The 14,674-nt window shown below is 72.0% G+C and carries 18 protein-coding genes, 1 tRNA gene and 1 CRISPR repeat array; of the genes, 10 read left to right on the top strand and 9 right to left on the bottom strand.

Annotated elements, in window-relative coordinates; genetic code table 11:
* The first annotated feature begins 56 nt into the window (after nucleotides 1-56).
* The 4 genes from GNZ18_RS15395 (at nucleotide 57) to GNZ18_RS15380 (ending at nucleotide 2,044) form a co-directional block, all read left to right on the top strand.
* Nucleotides 57-902: a helix-turn-helix domain-containing protein gene (locus GNZ18_RS15395; RefSeq protein ID WP_156217164.1), complete on the top strand. Its 846-nt coding sequence runs from the start codon at nucleotides 57-59 to the stop codon at nucleotides 900-902.
* 37 nt (nucleotides 903-939) lie between these two features.
* Complete coding sequence (locus GNZ18_RS15390; RefSeq protein ID WP_156217163.1) at nucleotides 940-1,140, top strand: DUF397 domain-containing protein; 201 nt, start codon at nucleotides 940-942, stop codon at nucleotides 1,138-1,140.
* Nucleotides 1,141-1,313: 173 nt separating this feature from the next.
* Nucleotides 1,314-1,625: a type II toxin-antitoxin system VapB family antitoxin gene (locus tag GNZ18_RS15385; protein WP_214615646.1), complete on the top strand. Its 312-nt coding sequence runs from the start codon at nucleotides 1,314-1,316 to the stop codon at nucleotides 1,623-1,625.
* Entirely contained in the window at nucleotides 1,622-2,044 is a 423-nt protein-coding gene (locus tag GNZ18_RS15380; protein WP_312874545.1) for a GNAT family N-acetyltransferase, read from the top strand. The genes GNZ18_RS15385 and GNZ18_RS15380 overlap by 4 nt, the downstream gene beginning before the upstream one ends.
* Before the next feature lie 29 nt (nucleotides 2,045-2,073).
* On the opposite strand, the gene GNZ18_RS15375 is transcribed toward GNZ18_RS15380, so the two are convergent.
* The 6 genes from GNZ18_RS15375 to upp form a co-directional block, all read right to left on the bottom strand.
* Nucleotides 2,074-3,336, bottom strand: a complete 1,263-nt coding sequence (locus tag GNZ18_RS15375; RefSeq protein ID WP_156217162.1) for a CynX/NimT family MFS transporter — start codon at nucleotides 3,334-3,336, stop codon at nucleotides 2,074-2,076.
* A gap of 190 nt (nucleotides 3,337-3,526) precedes the next feature.
* On the bottom strand, nucleotides 3,527-4,213 hold the full coding sequence (locus tag GNZ18_RS15370) for a FadR/GntR family transcriptional regulator (RefSeq protein ID WP_156217161.1): 687 nt from the start codon (nucleotides 4,211-4,213) through the stop codon (nucleotides 3,527-3,529).
* Nucleotides 4,214-4,351: 138 nt separating this feature from the next.
* Nucleotides 4,352-5,848 carry a helix-turn-helix transcriptional regulator gene (locus tag GNZ18_RS15365; protein ID WP_156217160.1) on the bottom strand — a complete coding sequence of 499 codons (1,497 nt, stop codon included), beginning with the start codon at nucleotides 5,846-5,848 and terminating at the stop codon, nucleotides 4,352-4,354.
* A 451-nt stretch (nucleotides 5,849-6,299) separates the two neighbouring features.
* Nucleotides 6,300-6,824: a PH domain-containing protein gene (locus tag GNZ18_RS15360; RefSeq protein ID WP_156217159.1), complete on the bottom strand. Its 525-nt coding sequence runs from the start codon at nucleotides 6,822-6,824 to the stop codon at nucleotides 6,300-6,302.
* A 218-nt stretch (nucleotides 6,825-7,042) separates the two neighbouring features.
* A complete protein-coding gene (locus GNZ18_RS15355; RefSeq protein ID WP_156217158.1) occupies nucleotides 7,043-7,303 on the bottom strand; it encodes a hypothetical protein in 261 nt (86 codons plus the stop codon).
* Between the two features lie 164 nt (nucleotides 7,304-7,467).
* The gene (gene upp, locus GNZ18_RS15350; protein ID WP_156217157.1) at nucleotides 7,468-8,106 is read right to left on the bottom strand and encodes a uracil phosphoribosyltransferase; all 639 of its coding nucleotides are present in this window, start codon (nucleotides 8,104-8,106) and stop codon (nucleotides 7,468-7,470) included.
* Between the two features lie 84 nt (nucleotides 8,107-8,190).
* Between upp and GNZ18_RS15345 the strand changes: the two genes are divergently transcribed.
* From GNZ18_RS15345 to GNZ18_RS15320, 6 genes are all read left to right on the top strand, one after another.
* The gene (locus tag GNZ18_RS15345; protein ID WP_156217156.1) at nucleotides 8,191-8,463 is read left to right on the top strand and encodes a hypothetical protein; all 273 of its coding nucleotides are present in this window, start codon (nucleotides 8,191-8,193) and stop codon (nucleotides 8,461-8,463) included.
* 155 nt (nucleotides 8,464-8,618) lie between these two features.
* A complete protein-coding gene (locus GNZ18_RS15340) occupies nucleotides 8,619-9,104 on the top strand; it encodes a tRNA adenosine deaminase-associated protein (RefSeq protein WP_156217155.1) in 486 nt (161 codons plus the stop codon).
* A gap of 72 nt (nucleotides 9,105-9,176) precedes the next feature.
* Complete coding sequence (locus tag GNZ18_RS15335) at nucleotides 9,177-9,614, top strand: tRNA adenosine deaminase-associated protein (RefSeq protein ID WP_214615651.1); 438 nt, start codon at nucleotides 9,177-9,179, stop codon at nucleotides 9,612-9,614.
* Entirely contained in the window at nucleotides 9,607-10,065 is a 459-nt protein-coding gene (tadA, locus tag GNZ18_RS15330) for a tRNA adenosine(34) deaminase TadA (RefSeq protein WP_374225407.1), read from the top strand. The genes GNZ18_RS15335 and tadA overlap by 8 nt, the downstream gene beginning before the upstream one ends.
* A gap of 10 nt (nucleotides 10,066-10,075) precedes the next feature.
* A tRNA-Ser gene (locus tag GNZ18_RS15325) sits at nucleotides 10,076-10,163 on the top strand.
* A gap of 125 nt (nucleotides 10,164-10,288) precedes the next feature.
* Nucleotides 10,289-10,999, top strand: a complete 711-nt coding sequence (locus GNZ18_RS15320; RefSeq protein WP_156217153.1) for an MBL fold metallo-hydrolase — start codon at nucleotides 10,289-10,291, stop codon at nucleotides 10,997-10,999.
* 157 nt (nucleotides 11,000-11,156) lie between these two features.
* Nucleotides 11,157-11,550: a CRISPR direct-repeat array (repeat unit 23 nt; unit sequence GTCCTCATCGCCCCCACGAGGGT).
* Between the two features lie 40 nt (nucleotides 11,551-11,590).
* Here GNZ18_RS15320 and GNZ18_RS15315 read toward each other — a convergent pair.
* The 3 genes from GNZ18_RS15315 to dnaN form a co-directional block, all read right to left on the bottom strand.
* Nucleotides 11,591-12,475 (bottom strand): EamA family transporter, encoded by an 885-nt coding sequence (locus GNZ18_RS15315; RefSeq protein WP_156217152.1) that lies wholly within the window; start codon nucleotides 12,473-12,475, stop codon nucleotides 11,591-11,593.
* Nucleotides 12,475-13,137: a B3/B4 domain-containing protein gene (locus tag GNZ18_RS15310; protein WP_156217151.1), complete on the bottom strand. Its 663-nt coding sequence runs from the start codon at nucleotides 13,135-13,137 to the stop codon at nucleotides 12,475-12,477. Before GNZ18_RS15310 ends, GNZ18_RS15315 begins: the two co-directional genes overlap by 1 nt.
* 385 nt (nucleotides 13,138-13,522) lie before the next feature.
* Nucleotides 13,523-14,656: a DNA polymerase III subunit beta gene (gene dnaN / locus GNZ18_RS15305; protein ID WP_312874585.1), complete on the bottom strand. Its 1,134-nt coding sequence runs from the start codon at nucleotides 14,654-14,656 to the stop codon at nucleotides 13,523-13,525.
* Between the last annotated feature and the right edge of the window lie 18 nt (nucleotides 14,657-14,674).

Here is a 14,674-nt window from a genome sequence, read left to right as displayed (position 1 = left end):
CGTAGTATTGCTTGCAGCCTTGCAACATAGCAGTCGGCTGCCTGGCGGAGGTCCATATGGCAGAACGCCGCTCACCACCGGTGCGGGCGCGGCAGCTCGCCCGCGAACTCCGCAGGCTGCGCGAGATCGAGGGGCTGACGGGCGAGGAGGTCGCCGGCAGCCTCGGGTGGTCCAGCGCCAAGGTGTCGCGGGTCGAGACGGCGGCCACGCTCGTCCGGCCCGGCGACCTCGGCAAGCTCATCGACCTCTACCACGTCACCGGCAGCCACCGCGAGCGGCTGCTCGCGATGGCGCGGGGGGCCGAGGAACGCGGCTGGTGGGACGCCTTCCCCGATGTCGGCAGCGACTACGCCGACTACATCGGCCTCGAAGCCGAGACCCAGGCCCTGCGCTGCTACAGCGCGCAGTCCCTGAACGGGCTCCTGCAGACCGAGGAGTACGCCCGCGCCCTGATCGGCATGGTCGTCGACCCCGCCCCGGGCAGGGTCGAGAGGCGGGTGGACGTCCGGCTGCGCAGGCAGCGGCGCCTGCGTGAGGAGCCGCCCGTCGATCTGCACGTCGTGCTGGACGAGGCGGCCATCCGGCGGCGCGTGGGCGGCCCGGCGGTCATGAAGGCGCAGCTCGAACATCTGTCCGCGCTCGCCGAGATGCCGAACGTGGTGATCCAGGTGCTGCCGTTCGACGCCGGCGCGCACGCCGCGATGGCCGGATCATTCATCACGCTCAAATTCCCCCATCCGCAGACCGATATGGTCTTTGTGGAACTTCTCCGGGGAAGCGTCTACGTGGAGGACGAGATGGAGGTCTACCGCTACCATCTCGCCTTCGAGCAGCTCCGCGAACGGGCGATCCCCCCGGACGAATCCAGCGCCTTCATCCGCCGCGCCGCGGACGAGATGTAGGACGCCCCCCACGACCACCACGGATCGGAGACCCAGCTTGATCACGCCCACCCCATCGGGCCCCACCTGGCGAAAGAGCAGGCACAGCGGGGACGGCCAGGACTGCGTCGAAATAGCCCGGGATGGACGGGGCGCCTTTCTGGTCCGGGACTCCAAGGCTCCCGGTGCGGGCGTGCTGCGCTTCGGAACGGCGGATTGGAGGGCCTTCCTCGACGCGGCCAAGAAGGGCCGGGTGTGATCTGGGCGACCCTCTCGGGCGCGGCGGGGCCGGGCTGGACGCGGCCACGGCGACGTAGTTATTCACCGCGTCGCCGAGTGGCGGTGTCAGTGGTTTACCGGATTCGCGAAACCCGGTGACCCCTTCAGTTGCCGTGCCTTCTCCGGCCCCATGCGACCCCGTAGACTCAGGGCGTGATCTTCAAGGCGGTGGGTGACGGAAGGCCCTATCCCGAGCACGGACTCTCGTCCCGGGACTGGGCCAAGATCCCGCCCCGCCAGGTCCGCCTCGACCAGCTCGTCAGCACCAAACGCGAGCTCGACCTCCAGTCGCTCCTGGCGAAGGACTCCACCTTCTACGGCGACCTGTTCCCGCACGTCGTCCAGTGGAAGGGCGAGCTCTACCTGGAGGACGGCCTGCACCGCGCCCTGCGCGCCGCGCTGCACCAGCGGGTCGTCCTGCACGCGCGGGTCCTGGACCTCGACGCCGTGGACATGCACGGGTGATCGTCCGTCCGGCCGTCCGTGCCGACCTCGCGGACATCGTCGCGCTGCTCACCGACGGCGTCGCGACGGTGGACGAGGCGTACGTCCGCGCGTTCGAGACCGTCGACGCCGACCCGCGCAACGAGATTCTCGTCCTCGACGACGGCGGCGCCGCCGTGGGCTGCCTCCAGGTCACCTACATCCCGGGCCTGGGACGGCACGGGCAGGAACGCGCGCATGTGGAGGCCGTCCGGATCAGGGCCGACCGGCGCGGCGCCGGGCTCGGGCGTCTCCTGCTCCGCCACACCATCGACCGCGCGCGTTCGCGGGGCTGCACGTTGATGCAGCTGACCAGCGATCGCCGCCGCGACGGCGCGCACCGCTTCTACGATTCGCTCGGCTTCGTCCGGAGCCACGAGGGGTTCAAGCTCGAACTCTGAGGCCACGGTCGCACGGACGGCTTGGAGCCTCAGCGGGCCCTGGCGGGCTCGGGGAGCCTGATCTCCTTGGCCTCGACCAGGTGCTCCACCCGGTCCGGGCTCGGCCGCACGAACCCGGGTCGCGCGGCCAGCAGGCCGAAGACCAGCTCGGGCACCACGAGCGCGAGCAGGAGGACGAGCGAGACCTCCCAGCCGCCCGTGACGCTGTGCAGGACGCCCACGGCCAGCGGCCCCGCCGCGGCGAGGAGGTAGCCGCCGGTCTGGGCCATCCCGGACAGCCGCGCGGCGACCGAGGGGCTCGGCGACCGCAGGCTCAGCAGCGTGTAGGCGAGCGGGAACGCGCTGCCGGTCCCGACGCCGAGCGTGAGCACCCAGACCCAGCCGGCCTCGGGCGCGGCCAGCAGCCCGAGGATCCCGACGACCATCGTCGCCGCCACGGCGACGACGAGGGCACGCTGGTCGCGCAGCCGCGCGGCGAACACCGGGACGAGGAACCCGAGCGGGATACCGACGATCAGCATGGCCGAGACCATCATCCCGGCCGTCGCGGGCGCGTATCCCGCGTCCCGCATGATCTCCGGCAACCATGACATCAGCACGTAGAACATCAGCGACGCCAGGCCCATGAACGCGGCCACGAACCACGCCTTGGCCGAGCGCAGCAGCGTTCCGCCGGCGCGGGCCGCGCGGGGGGCGCCTTCCTGCCGGGGGCGGTCGCGGCGGGCGCCGCGGGCCAGAGGCCCCCAGGTCAGCGCGGCGATCAGCGACGGGACGGCCCACACCGCGAGCGCGAGCCGCCAGCCGCCCGCCGCGTCCAGCGGCACGGCGAGCCCGGCCGCGACGGCGCCGCTCGCGGCCATCAGCATCATCGCGAGGCCGGTCAGCGACCCGACGCGCTCGGGGAAGGCGCGCTTGATGACGGCGGGCATCAGCACGTTGCCCATCGCGATCCCCGCCCCGGCCAGGACCGTTCCAAGGTAGAGCGCGACCGGCGACGGGACGACCCTGACCACGATCCCCGCCGTGATCATCACGAGCGATCCGGCGATGGCGACCTCCGCCCCCACCCGGCGCGCGAGCACCGGCGCCAGCGACGCGAACAGGCCGAGGCACAGCACCGGGAGCGTGGTCAGCACGCTGACCTGCACGCCCGAGAGCGAGAGCGCGTCGCGCAGATCGCCGAGCAGCGGCGAGACGCCGGTGATCGCGGCGCGCAGGTTGATCGTCAGCAGCACCAGGCCGGCGAGCGACCAGGCGGCCGTGGCGCGCGAGACGCGGGTGGTCGGGGTCATGGCCGAGGTAGTCATTTCACCTTCGTCATGCGCCGTCATGGCGCGTCGAACTGGGCAGGTCTTCGGTTTCGGAGGGCCGCACGAACGATCCCGGGCGTGCCGAGGCGCAGGCGGGCTACTCGGCGGCGCTAGGAGATCTGGCGATCGCGGAAGCCGGAGGCGGCACGGACGTCCCGGCGGGGGCGTCCCTTCAAGTGGTGCGGACGCGGGGTTTCGTCGAGGCCAGGATCTGGTCCAGACACGCATGCGTCGCGGCCGTGGCGGCCGTCACGTCCCCGGCCTCGATGGCGGAGGCGATGGGGCCGTGCGGGACGTCGGCGTGCTCCAGGAGGATCCCGGCGGCGCCGATGCTGGCGCGGAGCGCCGCGCTGAAGTCGCGGTAGAGGTCGGTCAGCACCCGGTTGTGGGTGGCGTCGACGACGGCGGTGTGGAACGCGAGGTCGGCCTCGACGAAGACGGCGTGGTCGCCCGCCGCCCAGGCCGCGTTCCGCCCGGCGAGCGCGGTGGTGATCGCGGCGATGTCCTCCGGCGTCCTGCGCTCGGCGGCGAGCCGGGCGGCCTCGACCTCGAACCCGCGCCTGACCTCCAGGATCTCGACCAGCTCCGCCGTCTCCAGGCGCCGCCGGACGGCGCCGGACAGCTCGCTGACGGCGCGCACGTACGTCCCGTCGCCCTGGCGGCTCTCCAGGAGCCCGGCGTGGGTGAGGGCGCGCACCGCCTCCCGGACGGTGTTGCGGCCGACGCCGAGGGTCTCCGACAGCACCGGCTCGGCCGGGATCTTCGCGCCCAGCGGCCAGGTCCCACCGGTGATCTCGCTCCTGAGCTGCTCGATCACCTGGTCGACCAGCGACGAGCGGCGGGCGGTGCGCAGGGTCAACGGTCCCCCTCGGTCGGCTGCGGTCCGGAACACCGGGTGCCGCCCGTCACAGCGACATCCGGTCATCCCATGTCTCTATGTTAGGAACACTGGTACCCAGGATTTATTCCGGGGTCCAGTGTCACCAACCAGGGACGGTCAGACGCGTCCGAGGTCGCTGGTCGCCTCCTGCGCCCGCGCGGGGTGCAGGCCGGCGGCCTCCAGTGCCCGGCGGTAGGCCGCCGCGGCGTCGTCGTTGCTGCGCACGAGCTCGTACATCTCGCCCAGCTCACGGTAGAGATGGGCGGCCGGACGCCCGGCCGGAAGGGTCGTGAGCTGCTCCGAGGCGGCCCTGAGGACGGCCTGGGCGGCGCCGGGGTCGCCCTGGGCGACACGGGCCCGCGCCAGGACCAGCCGGGCCAGGACGGTGCGCTGGCTACGCGCGACGAGCTCGTTGTCGGGCGGCGCGGGCACCGGACGGGGTCCGTTGCCCGGCGGCGCGAGCGCCATGCCCGCGTCGATGAACTCCTCCAGCAGGACGATCGCCTGGTCCACCTCGCCCACCAGCACGAGCGCGCGCGCCTTGGCTATGACGCTCTCGGTCGCCTCGGCGCCCCTGAGGTCGGCGGCGCCCTGGAGAAGTCCGAGCGCCTCCTGCGCGCTCTCCCTCGTCCCCTCCGCGCGGGGCCGCTCGATGCCCGGCAGACCCGTCCCGCTGTACTCGCCGGACGTGGGGACCACCCCGCCGGCGTCCCCCGGAAGCGGCGAGGGCGCCGCGTCCGAGAACGGCGGGACGCCCCTGAGCAGCGCCTTTGCCGCCGCCAGATGCAGCCGCGCGTGCGTCTGGACGGGAAGGCCGTCGCCGCGCGCCGCCAGTGCCTGGTCGGCGAAGTACAGCGAATCGCCGATCGTGCCCTCGTCCAGCGCGAGGAGGCTGGCCCGCTGGTAGGAGGCGCTGGTGGACGAGACGTCCCCCGGCACCTCGGGGAACAGCAGCCGCCGCCCGATCTCGTGGGCGCGCCGCGGGTCGGAGCGATCCACATAGGCGAGCAGGAGGATCCGGCCCGCCTCGGTGTGCTCCTGGCCCACGCCGAGGCCGAGCCGCCGCAGCCGCTCCATGGCGCGCTCGCCGAGCGCGATCGCCTGGCCGAGGTCGCCGACCGCGTGGTAGCAGCGGGCCAGCGCGATCACCGGCGGCAGCCAGCTCGCGCGGCCCGGATCCCGCTCGGCCTGCTCGCGCAGCTCCTCGAACAGCGCGATGGCCTCGTCGGTGCGGCCGAGCTCCTCCAGGGCGCGGGCGCGGCCCCAGCGGGCGCGCGCCGTCAGCTCCTGGTCGTCGCTGCGCGCGATCACCTCGTCGAAGCCCGCCTCGGCGGTCACGGGGTCGCCGCCCAGCAGCGCGAGGTGCGCATGGCGCTCCCGCACCTCCAGATGGGCGCGCTGCTCCGGCTCGACGCCCTCGGCGAGGTACTCCGGAGTGCAGCCGAGGCGCTCGGCCAGCATTCGCAGCACGGTCGGCGTCGGCGTGCGCTTACCGGACTCGATCAATGAGATGTAGCTGTCGGAAAGGTCGTGACCGGCGAGCTGTGCCTGCGACAAGCGTCTGGTCAGCCGCAGGTTGCGGACACGTTCGCCGACGTTGCCTGGACCCGGCATGTGGACTCACTTAGCGGAAGTAATCAGGCGGCTGGGGTGCCGACATGATTGCACATTGCGGGTTATCGCACATCGAGAGTAATGAAGCGGCAAGACAAGCACCCGCGCGTTCAGACCTGTCCACCCCCCTTGGACCGGTGGTTCGAGCGCCGCGCGGTGCCGGTTCGACGGCGGTTGGGGCCGCCCCCGCGCGGCCCGCCGCGTCCGTCCGCGCTGTCCTGCCGCGCCCCTGCGCGCGGCCTGCGGACGGGTCGGCGGCCCGCCGGGACCCCCGGCGAGCGCGACGCCTTTCGACTCCGACCGTATCCGACGATCCCCCCAAGATCGCCGGGAAACCCGGGATACCGGCCCGTCCTCGTGGAAAACCGCAGGCCGATCGGCCCTCGGAGGCGCGGCTCGCTCGTCCCGCGTGGCGCTCGCCGAGCGGAACGCGGGTCGCATGGCCGTGCGGTCAGTCGTCCGAGGGGTTCTTGTTGGGGAAGATCATCTCGCATACCTCCAGGTAGAGCTGCTCGGGGTAGGGGAGGTACTCGACGGTGGACAGGGCCTGGTCCTGACCGGCGGACTCCAGCACGAACTCGCCGTAGCCGAGCATGCGTCCGGCGATCGTGCGCTTGAAGCTCATGTCGGTCACCTTGGCCAGCGGCATCATCGCCACCTTGCGCGTGATGAGGCCGGTGGTCAGCAGCATGCGCTGGTTGGTGATCACAAAGTAGTCGACCGACCACTCCGCGACCCGCCAGACGAACCAGGCGAGCAGGATCAGCCAGGCCCACCAGATCCACGAGATGGCCGAGCCGCCGCCCCCGGCGGTGTTGCTCAGGATGCTCGCGACGATCAGACCGCCGAGCAGGAACCCGACCGGCACCATCAGCACCGCCGGGTGCCGCCGGACGGTGATGACCTGGTTCTCGTGCGGGAGGAGGTACTTGTTGACGGACGCGGGGGCGGAGTCGCCGGGGGTGACGAGCCTCATCCGGGCCTCAGCCGAGCGCCGGGACGAGGGCGGCCGGCGAACCCGCCGCGGGCACCGAGGCCGCGGCGGCCGCTGTCATGTACTTCCCTGCGGGCAAGGCTGCCTCCCGGAGCGTCACGAACCCCGGTTCAGTTTCGCACAGCCCGCATCACCGGCAAAGCAAGGACTATGGCGCGTTGGCGTGACTCCTCAGACCACGAGCGGGACGGGCCCGACCGTCATGGCGCGTTGTCGAGGGAGGACCGGCGCGCCCGGCGCCGCTTCTCGGCCGCCACCGTGGCGAGCACCTCCAGATGCCGCCGCGCGATCCGTTCGACGAGTTCGGGCGGCGCCGCCCCGGTGACCTCCTCGGCTCCGTACCGCGCGGCGGACACGCAGCGGGCCACCGTCTCGTCCGCGTGCACCCCTTCGAACTCCTCGCCCAGCCGCTCGCCGATCACGGCGTAGCGCCGCAGGTCGCCATCCCCTTGGTGAGCCATCATGAATCCTCGGCCTCGCTCGCACCGCCCGGTCCGAAACGGTCCCCTGTGCCGGGACGGCGGAGGGGAACGCGCACTGACGTTCCGTAGCGCGTTATTACCCCTTGCCACCTGGAACGAACATCCGCCGTACCGGTGACGAACGAATCCTGAACGACCCGGGGTCAGACGACGCCGTAGAGGCGGTCTCCGGCGTCCCCCAGGCCGGGCATGATGAAGCCCTGTTCGTTCAGGTGCGAGTCGATCGCGGCCGTGACGACCCGGACGGGCGCGGCCGTGTCGGCGAACGCCTGCTCCAGGTACTTCAGGCCCTCGGGGGCGGCGAGCAGGCAGAGGGCGGTGACGTGGTCGGCGCCCCGGTCGAGCAGCAGCTTGATCGCGGCGGCGAGCGTCCCGCCGGTGGCGAGCATCGGGTCGAGGACGTAGCACTGCCTGCCGGACAGGTCGTCGGGGAGGCGCGTCGCATACGTCTGGGCCTGGAGGGTGCCCTCGTCGCGGATCATGCCGAGGAAGCCGACCTCGGCGGTGGGCAGCAGCCGCGTCATACCGTCCAGCATCCCGAGGCCCGCGCGCAGGATCGGCACGACCAGCGGCTTCGGGCTCGCGAGCTGGACGCCGCCGGCCTCGACGAGCGGGGTCGCGACGGTCGCCTCGACGACCCTGACGTCGCGGGTAGCCTCGTACGCCAGAAGGGTGACCAGTTCGTCCGCCAGGCGGCGGAACGTGGGGGAGTCCGTGCGGACGTCCCGCAGCGTGGTGAGCTTGTGCGCGACGAGCGGATGGTCGACGGCGAGGGTCTGCATGGGCACACCGTAGTGCACCGTGCAGCGCCTGCCAGACCCTTGTGGACCAGGATAGGACGTCTCTGAGCTGGGCAGTATGCCGATATGAGCAGCGAGAGTGATCAGCAGCCGGCGCGGGTCCGCGAGCCCGCGCCCGACCCCCCGACGCCCCCGGTGACCGAAGTCACAGCACGCCCCGCCGAGGACCGGCAGGGTGACGTGACCCCCGAGGAGGTGCGCGAACGGCTGCGCCGCCGCGCGATCTTCCTGCGGGAACTCGCGGAGGCCCGCGAGCTGCGCCGACGCGTGACCCCGCACCGCTCCCGCCGCGCGCGCATCCACGCGGCGCTGCGCCGCCGCACCTTCCGCCTGAACTGACGGACATCCAGTAGCTTTCTACATCGTGCGCCGGAAATGCGGCACTGACTCCCGATCTCACACGCGGGTGCGGTGGCGAGTTTGGCCGTGGGGCACGCGAGGGCGCGCCGCATCTGCGACCATGCCCTGGCAGGAACCGCGCCGGTGGGGTGGAAATGACGGATGTTGACGCGACGGACTTCGCCGTCGTGGTGTACCGGGAAGACGAGCGCTGGGAGGCCGAGATCCTCCCGGTGGCCCTCACCGGGGATCTGGCGGGCTTGATCCATGCCCTGCGCCAGCAGCCGAGCCTCGGCGGCACCGTCGGGCTCGTGTCGGTCGGCGACGACTTCTTCGTCGCGATCCGGCTGCTGGGCGACGAGGTGATGGTCTTCCTGTCGGACGTCACGGCCTCGGTCGACTGGCCGCTCGCCGGGCAGGTCCTGGAGTACCTCGACATCCCGATCCCCGACGACGAGGAGCTCGACCAGGTCCTCCCCGTCGGCGACATGTCGATCTTCGCCGACCTCGGGCTGGACGAGATGGAGATCGGCGCCATCTCCGGCGACCTGGAGCTGTACCCCGACGAGATGCTCCTCAGCATCGCGGGCCGGCTCGGCTTCGCCGCCGCCTTCGAGCGCGCCCTCGACACCGTCGGCTGACCTTGGGAACGAATCGGACACCTTGCTGGCCAGGGGTGTGATCGGGGCGCCGGCCTGGGCCACAATGGCCACGTGTCGTACTTCGCCGCCGTCTTCGCGCGGACCCCGCAGGGCTGGATCGGGACCGAGGCCGTCCTCGCCGAGGCCGAGGGCGTCGACGACGTCGCCGACCTGATGCGGGAGGCGGCCGTCGAGTCCTACGGCGACCCCGTGGTGCTGCTGATCGAACAGGACGACGACTGGTTCGCCGTCCTGCGCCTGGACGGCCAGGACGAGCCCCGCGCGTACGTCTCGACCGTCCGCGAGGACGGCATCGGCTCACTGTTCACCCAACTCGTCGGCGAGGTCCCCGACGGCGACGCCGCCGGCGACCCCGCCCTGCTGGACGACCTCGGCATCGACCCCGGCCGCCTCAGCGACCTCGGCGAGCGGGCCCTGCCCGGCGACGCCCTGCTCGCGGTCGCCGAGCAGGCCGGTTTCGGCGAGGAGTTCGACCGCCTCCGTGACTGACCCCGAGCAGGCGATGCGCCGGGCACTGGACGAGGCGCGCGTGGCCTTCGAAGCGGGCGAGATCCCGGTCGGCGCGGTCGTCCTGGACGCCTCCGGCGAGATCATCGGCACCGGCCACAACGACCGCGAGCGCACCGCCGACCCCACCGGCCACGCGGAGATCGTCGCCATGCGGCGCGCCGCGTCCGCCCTGGGCACCTGGCGCCTGTCCGGCTGCACACTGGTCGTCACCCTCGAACCGTGCACGATGTGCGCGGGAGCCGCCGTCCAGGCCCGCCTCGACCGCCTCGTCTACGGCGCCGTCGACCTGAAGGCCGGCGCGGTCGGCTCCCTCTGGGACGTCGTCCGCGACCGCCGCCTCAACCACCGCCCCGAGGTCGTCGCCGAGGTGATGGCCCCCGAGTGCGCCGCACTCCTCTCCGAGTTCTTCACGCACCGCAGAGTCCGGTAGGCTTCCCCGCGGTGGTGTCGCCTAGTGGACGAGGGCGCACGCCTCGAAAGCGTGTGAAGTGCAAGCTTCCGTGGGTTCGAATCCCACCACCACCGCCACCGACAGCCACGAGGGCGGGCCCTACGGTCCCGCCCTCCGGCCGCCGTCTTGCTTCCGCTCATAGCCGATCCGCGCAGGGCGTAGATCTCTCTGCGGTGTCCGGCGGGCTCCTAGCATCGGCCGCATGGACGTCATCCGGTTGCTTCCCGGCCTGCACCTGCTCCGCTTCCCCGTGGCGAACGCGTATCTGTGGCAGGACCCCGACGGCCTCACCCTCATCGACACCTACGCCTCCGGCAGCGCACCACTGATCGCCAAGGCGATCCGCGATCTCGGCCACGACCCGGCGGACCTGCGACGACTGGTGCTGACACACTTCCACGAAGACCACGTCGGCGCCGCAGCCGAGATCGCAGAGTGGGGAGACGTACGCGTCATCGCACATCGCGCCGACGCGCCGTTCATCCGCGGCGAGACGACAGGCCCGCCCCCGATCCTCGCCGACTGGGAGCGGCCCATATTGGAGCAGGCCCGCAAGCAACTGCCAGCAGAGCCACCCGCACCGGTGCATGTGGACCACGAGCTCGACGACGGCGACGTCCTCGACTTCGGTGGCGGCGCCCAAGCCGTGGCCGCGCCAGGCCACACACCCGGCAGCGTCGCTCTGCACCTCCCCGGCCCGAAGGTGTTGTTCACCGGAGACACGGTGGCCCGCACCCCCGACGGAAGCGTCATCCTCGGCGTGTTCAACGCCGACCCACCAGCAGCGGCCGCCTCCTTCCAGCGGCTGGCAGCCCTCGACACCGAGATCGCCTGCTTCGGCCACGGCGAACCACTCACCCAGAACGCGGCCCGCGCCCTACGAACCGCCACCCAGAACCTGCTCCCCCCATGAGCAACGACCTCGTCAGCGCCCGGTGGCGCCGCGTGCCGTCCGAGAGCGCTACCGTTTCAGCGACACGCCGGGGTCTCGTGCACAACCGAAGGCTCGCTGAAATCGCGCTCCATGCCCGGCCATCCGTGCGCCTTCCAGCCAGCGGCTTTACCATGGGGTCCTCATCGCCCCCACGAGGGTTCGCAACAGCGACGCCTGCGGCTGTACGCCGTGATGTGCGCCGTGGTCCTCATCGCCCCCACGAGGGTTCGCAACCGGACGTAAGCGCCATTAGAAGCCCCCGCTCACAGGTCCTCATCGCCCCCACGAGGGTTCGCAACCAGGTGATGGTGTAGCGGCGTTCGGTGGCCATAGTCCTCATCGCCCCCACGAGGGTTCGCAACATGACATGGGCCGGCACACCGGCGTTGACGAGTCCTCATCGCCCCCACGAGGGTTCGCAACACCGAGGTCATGTGCGGGGGCCAGAGCCCGTACCCGGTCCTCATCGCCCCCACGAGGGTCTGCAACTGCTCCTTCGGCGTGCGCGGCCTCGTCGCCCCCACCAGGGTTCGATATCTGGGGTCAGGGCGTTTTGGGTGGGGGGTGTGGTCAGCCGACGGTTACGAGGGCTACACCGGCTACTGCTATGGCCATGCCCAGGCGTTGGACGGTGCGGAGGCGCTCGCTGTAGGTGATTCGGGCCAGGAGGACCGTGATCGCCGGGTAGAGGGACGTGAGGACGGCGGCGAGGCTGAGCAGGCCGTCCTGGACGGCGATGAAGTAGAGGGCGTTCGCGCCGGCGTCGAGGGCGCCCGACAGGAGGGTCAGGGCGATGAGCGTGCGTCGGGCTCCTGGTGGGGTGGGCTCGGAGGCGCCGCCGAACATCTTCAGGTACAGCAGGGCCGTGAAGACGACCACGACGTTGCCTACGCGGGCGGCGACCAGCGGCCATAGGCCGCCGCCGTCCCCGGCCTCCTTCAGGAGGATGAAGAAGATCCCGAAGCAGGTGCCGGACACCCCGGCCATCAGCGGGCCCGAGTCCAGGAGGCGCCGCCATCCGGAGGCGGCGGGGGCGGTCTCGTCGGCGCTGCCTTCCTCCATGCTGACCAGGGCGATCGCGACCAGGCAGAGGAGGACGCCGAGCAGGACCGTCGCGTCCAGCCGCTCGCCCTGCATCGTGCCTACCGCTACCGGCAGCACGGCGGCGGCGAGGGCGGATACGGGGGCGACCACGCTCATCGGGCCCCGCGCGAGCGCCCGGTAGAAGGTGATCAGGCCCGTCCCGCCCGCCAGGCCCGCGCCGAATCCCCAGGCCATCGGGCCCCATCCGGTGCCGCCGCCGGTGAGCAGCGCGGAGGCGAGCACGACGGCCAAGCCCATCGGGACGCACCAGGCCAGGGCCTTCAGCGCGGTCGAGCGGCGGGCCGCCGCGCCGCCGAGGAAGTCCGCGACGCCGTAGGCGAGGGCCGCGCTGAGCGCTAGGACCGTGACCATCACCGCCCGCCGATGAGGCGGCTTCGGATGTGAGCGCCGGGCGAGATCGCGCGGAGTCGTGTCGCCAGTTCCTCGCCTGCCTCGGTCAGCCGGTCGAGGGAGTAGGGCTCCAGGCGTTCGAGGAGGAACAGGCCGTTCTCCGTGTTCTCCGTCAGGCGCGTCCGGACGCACTGGCGCCAGTTCCAGCGGCGGCACGTCACGCCCTCGTCGTCCCGCCAGACGACCTCGCCCGGGGACGGGTGCTCGACGGCGGGCTCACCGCTTGTGATCACGTCGAACGGCTCGTCTCCGGTGGCCCTGACCAGCCGCGCCGGTCCCTGGTAGGCGTCGAGGTCCTCGCCGCCGATCGGCAGCGCGTACTCGACGCTGACCGCGTTGTAGGCGTCCACGACGCGGTTGATGGACGGCAGCGCGTCGGCCCGGCGGAGCAGCGCGTCCACCGAGGGGCGGGTGCGCTGCGGTTTGGCGCCGAAGGCCCGGTACGCCTCGCGCCACGCCTCCACGTGCGGGTCGTCTGCCGCTTTCGCGGCGGCCCCGGCAAGCCAGTCCGCCGACTGCTCGTCACTCGGACCGTTCGTCAGCCCCTCGGCCGTCATGATCAGCACGGCGAAGTCCGGACGCAGGGCGCGCACAGCTTCATCGACGGTGATCCGCTCCAGCATTCCGGCCCCTCCGCTGTGGTCGATCTAGTGAACTTCCCGGTCATCCTACTGACCCAGGTTCGCCAATGAACTCCCGGCGATCAAATCCTTGAATGAGGCGAAGGGGCCGCGCGCATGGGGGCGTCCTGCTCCTCCCTGGCGGGCCGTGCCGCGCCTCGTGAGGCCCGCAGGACGGAAATCTGGAGCGGGACGGATAAGGGTGACCGCGCCCGTGTGCGCTTCAGGCTCGGAAGGGGACAAAGTCACGCGCAGCTCTCTAGTGCACGCGGTTCGGGGTGCGTGTCCGGTGGGCTCGGACAAGGCGCGGCCTTGTCTTCGGTGGCAGGGCGGTGGGGACGGGGGTGCTTGGGATTCGGGGGGGGCGGGCAGGGGCTCCTTGGGTCGGTCAGGAGGTCAGGCGGACGGGCATGACCAGGTAGCGGTAGCCCGTGTCGGCGGCTTCGGAGTCCTCCTCTTCGGGGATGGCGGTCAGGAGGGACGCCTTGGTGGGGCCCGCGCATTCCAGGCGGGTGCGCGGGGTGTCGATGCCGGCGAGGCCGTCCAGGAGGTACTGGGGGCTGAAGGCGACCTCGACGTCGTCGCCGGTCAGGTCCACCGCGAGGCTCTCGTTGGCGCGGGCGGAGTCGCCGGACGCGGCGCTGATGCGGACCTCGCCCGCCGTGAACGACAGCCGGATCGGGGTGCCGCGCTCGGTGACGAGGGCGGCGCGCTTGAGGGCCTCGACGAAGGGGGCCGTGTCGATCTCGGCGATGGAGGCCCAGGTGCCGGCCAGGCGGGACTTGTAGTTGATGTACTGGTCGTCCAGGAGGCGGCTGGTCATGCTGCGGCCGCCGCCGGAGACGCCGATCAGGGTGTCGGCGGTTCCGGCGAGGTCGATGGCGACCTCGGCGCCGGGGCGGATGGCCTTGGCGGTGTCGGCGAGGGTGCGGGCGGGGACGACGACGCCCGCGGTGAAGGCCGGGTCGGACGGGCTCCAGGTGAGCTCGCGGGCCGCGATGCGGTAGCGGTCGGTGCAGGCGAGCCACATCGTGTCGCCCTCGATGTCGATGCGGACGCCGGTGAGCATGGGCAGGGTGTCGTCGCGGCCCGCCGCCGGGACGACCTGGGCGACGGCGGCGGCGAAGATGTCGCCGGGGACGGTGCCCGCGCGGGCGGGCGGCTCGGGGAGGGTGGGGTAGTCCTCGACGGGCATCGTGAGCAGCCCGAACTCGGCGGGCCCGCACCGCAGGACGACCTCGGATGCCTTGGTGAAGACTTCCACGGGCTGGGCGGGGAGGTTCCGGACGATCTCGGCGAGGAGCCGCCCGGGGACGAGGGCGCGCCCCGGCTCGGCGACGTCCGCCTCGACGCGGGAGTGCGCGGACACCTCGTAGTCGAAGCCCGCCAGCGTCAGCTCACCGTCGCCGGTGACCTCGATGAGCATGCCCGCGAGGACCGGCAGCGCGGGGCGGGACGGCAGCGTCCGCGCCGCCCACGCCACGGCCTCGGCGAGCCTTTGACGGTCGACCCGGAACTCCACCTTGACCTGCCCCTCCAT

The sequence above is a fragment of the Actinomadura litoris genome, from assembly GCF_009733595.1.
GTDB lineage: Bacteria > Actinomycetota > Actinomycetes > Streptosporangiales > Streptosporangiaceae > Spirillospora > Spirillospora litoris.
This window is presented reverse-complemented; position numbering and strand designations above follow the sequence as displayed.

Coding starts and splice junctions, on each gene's coding strand:
- GNZ18_RS15310 (WP_156217151.1), bottom strand. CDS start 13,137: ATGCTGGAGCGGATCACCGTCGATGAAGCTGTGCGCGCCCTGCGTCCG.
- GNZ18_RS15320 (WP_156217153.1), top strand. CDS start 10,289: ATGGACGTCATCCGGTTGCTTCCCGGCCTGCACCTGCTCCGCTTCCCC.
- GNZ18_RS15365 (WP_156217160.1), bottom strand. CDS start 5,848: ATGCCGGGTCCAGGCAACGTCGGCGAACGTGTCCGCAACCTGCGGCTG.
- upp (WP_156217157.1), bottom strand. CDS start 8,106: ATGCAGACCCTCGCCGTCGACCATCCGCTCGTCGCGCACAAGCTCACC.
- GNZ18_RS15345 (WP_156217156.1), top strand. CDS start 8,191: ATGAGCAGCGAGAGTGATCAGCAGCCGGCGCGGGTCCGCGAGCCCGCG.
- GNZ18_RS15315 (WP_156217152.1), bottom strand. CDS start 12,475: ATGGTCACGGTCCTAGCGCTCAGCGCGGCCCTCGCCTACGGCGTCGCG.
- GNZ18_RS15375 (WP_156217162.1), bottom strand. CDS start 3,336: ATGACCCCGACCACCCGCGTCTCGCGCGCCACGGCCGCCTGGTCGCTC.
- GNZ18_RS15360 (WP_156217159.1), bottom strand. CDS start 6,824: ATGAGGCTCGTCACCCCCGGCGACTCCGCCCCCGCGTCCGTCAACAAG.
- GNZ18_RS15395 (WP_156217164.1), top strand. CDS start 57: ATGGCAGAACGCCGCTCACCACCGGTGCGGGCGCGGCAGCTCGCCCGC.
- GNZ18_RS15340 (WP_156217155.1), top strand. CDS start 8,619: ATGACGGATGTTGACGCGACGGACTTCGCCGTCGTGGTGTACCGGGAA.
- GNZ18_RS15355 (WP_156217158.1), bottom strand. CDS start 7,303: ATGGCTCACCAAGGGGATGGCGACCTGCGGCGCTACGCCGTGATCGGC.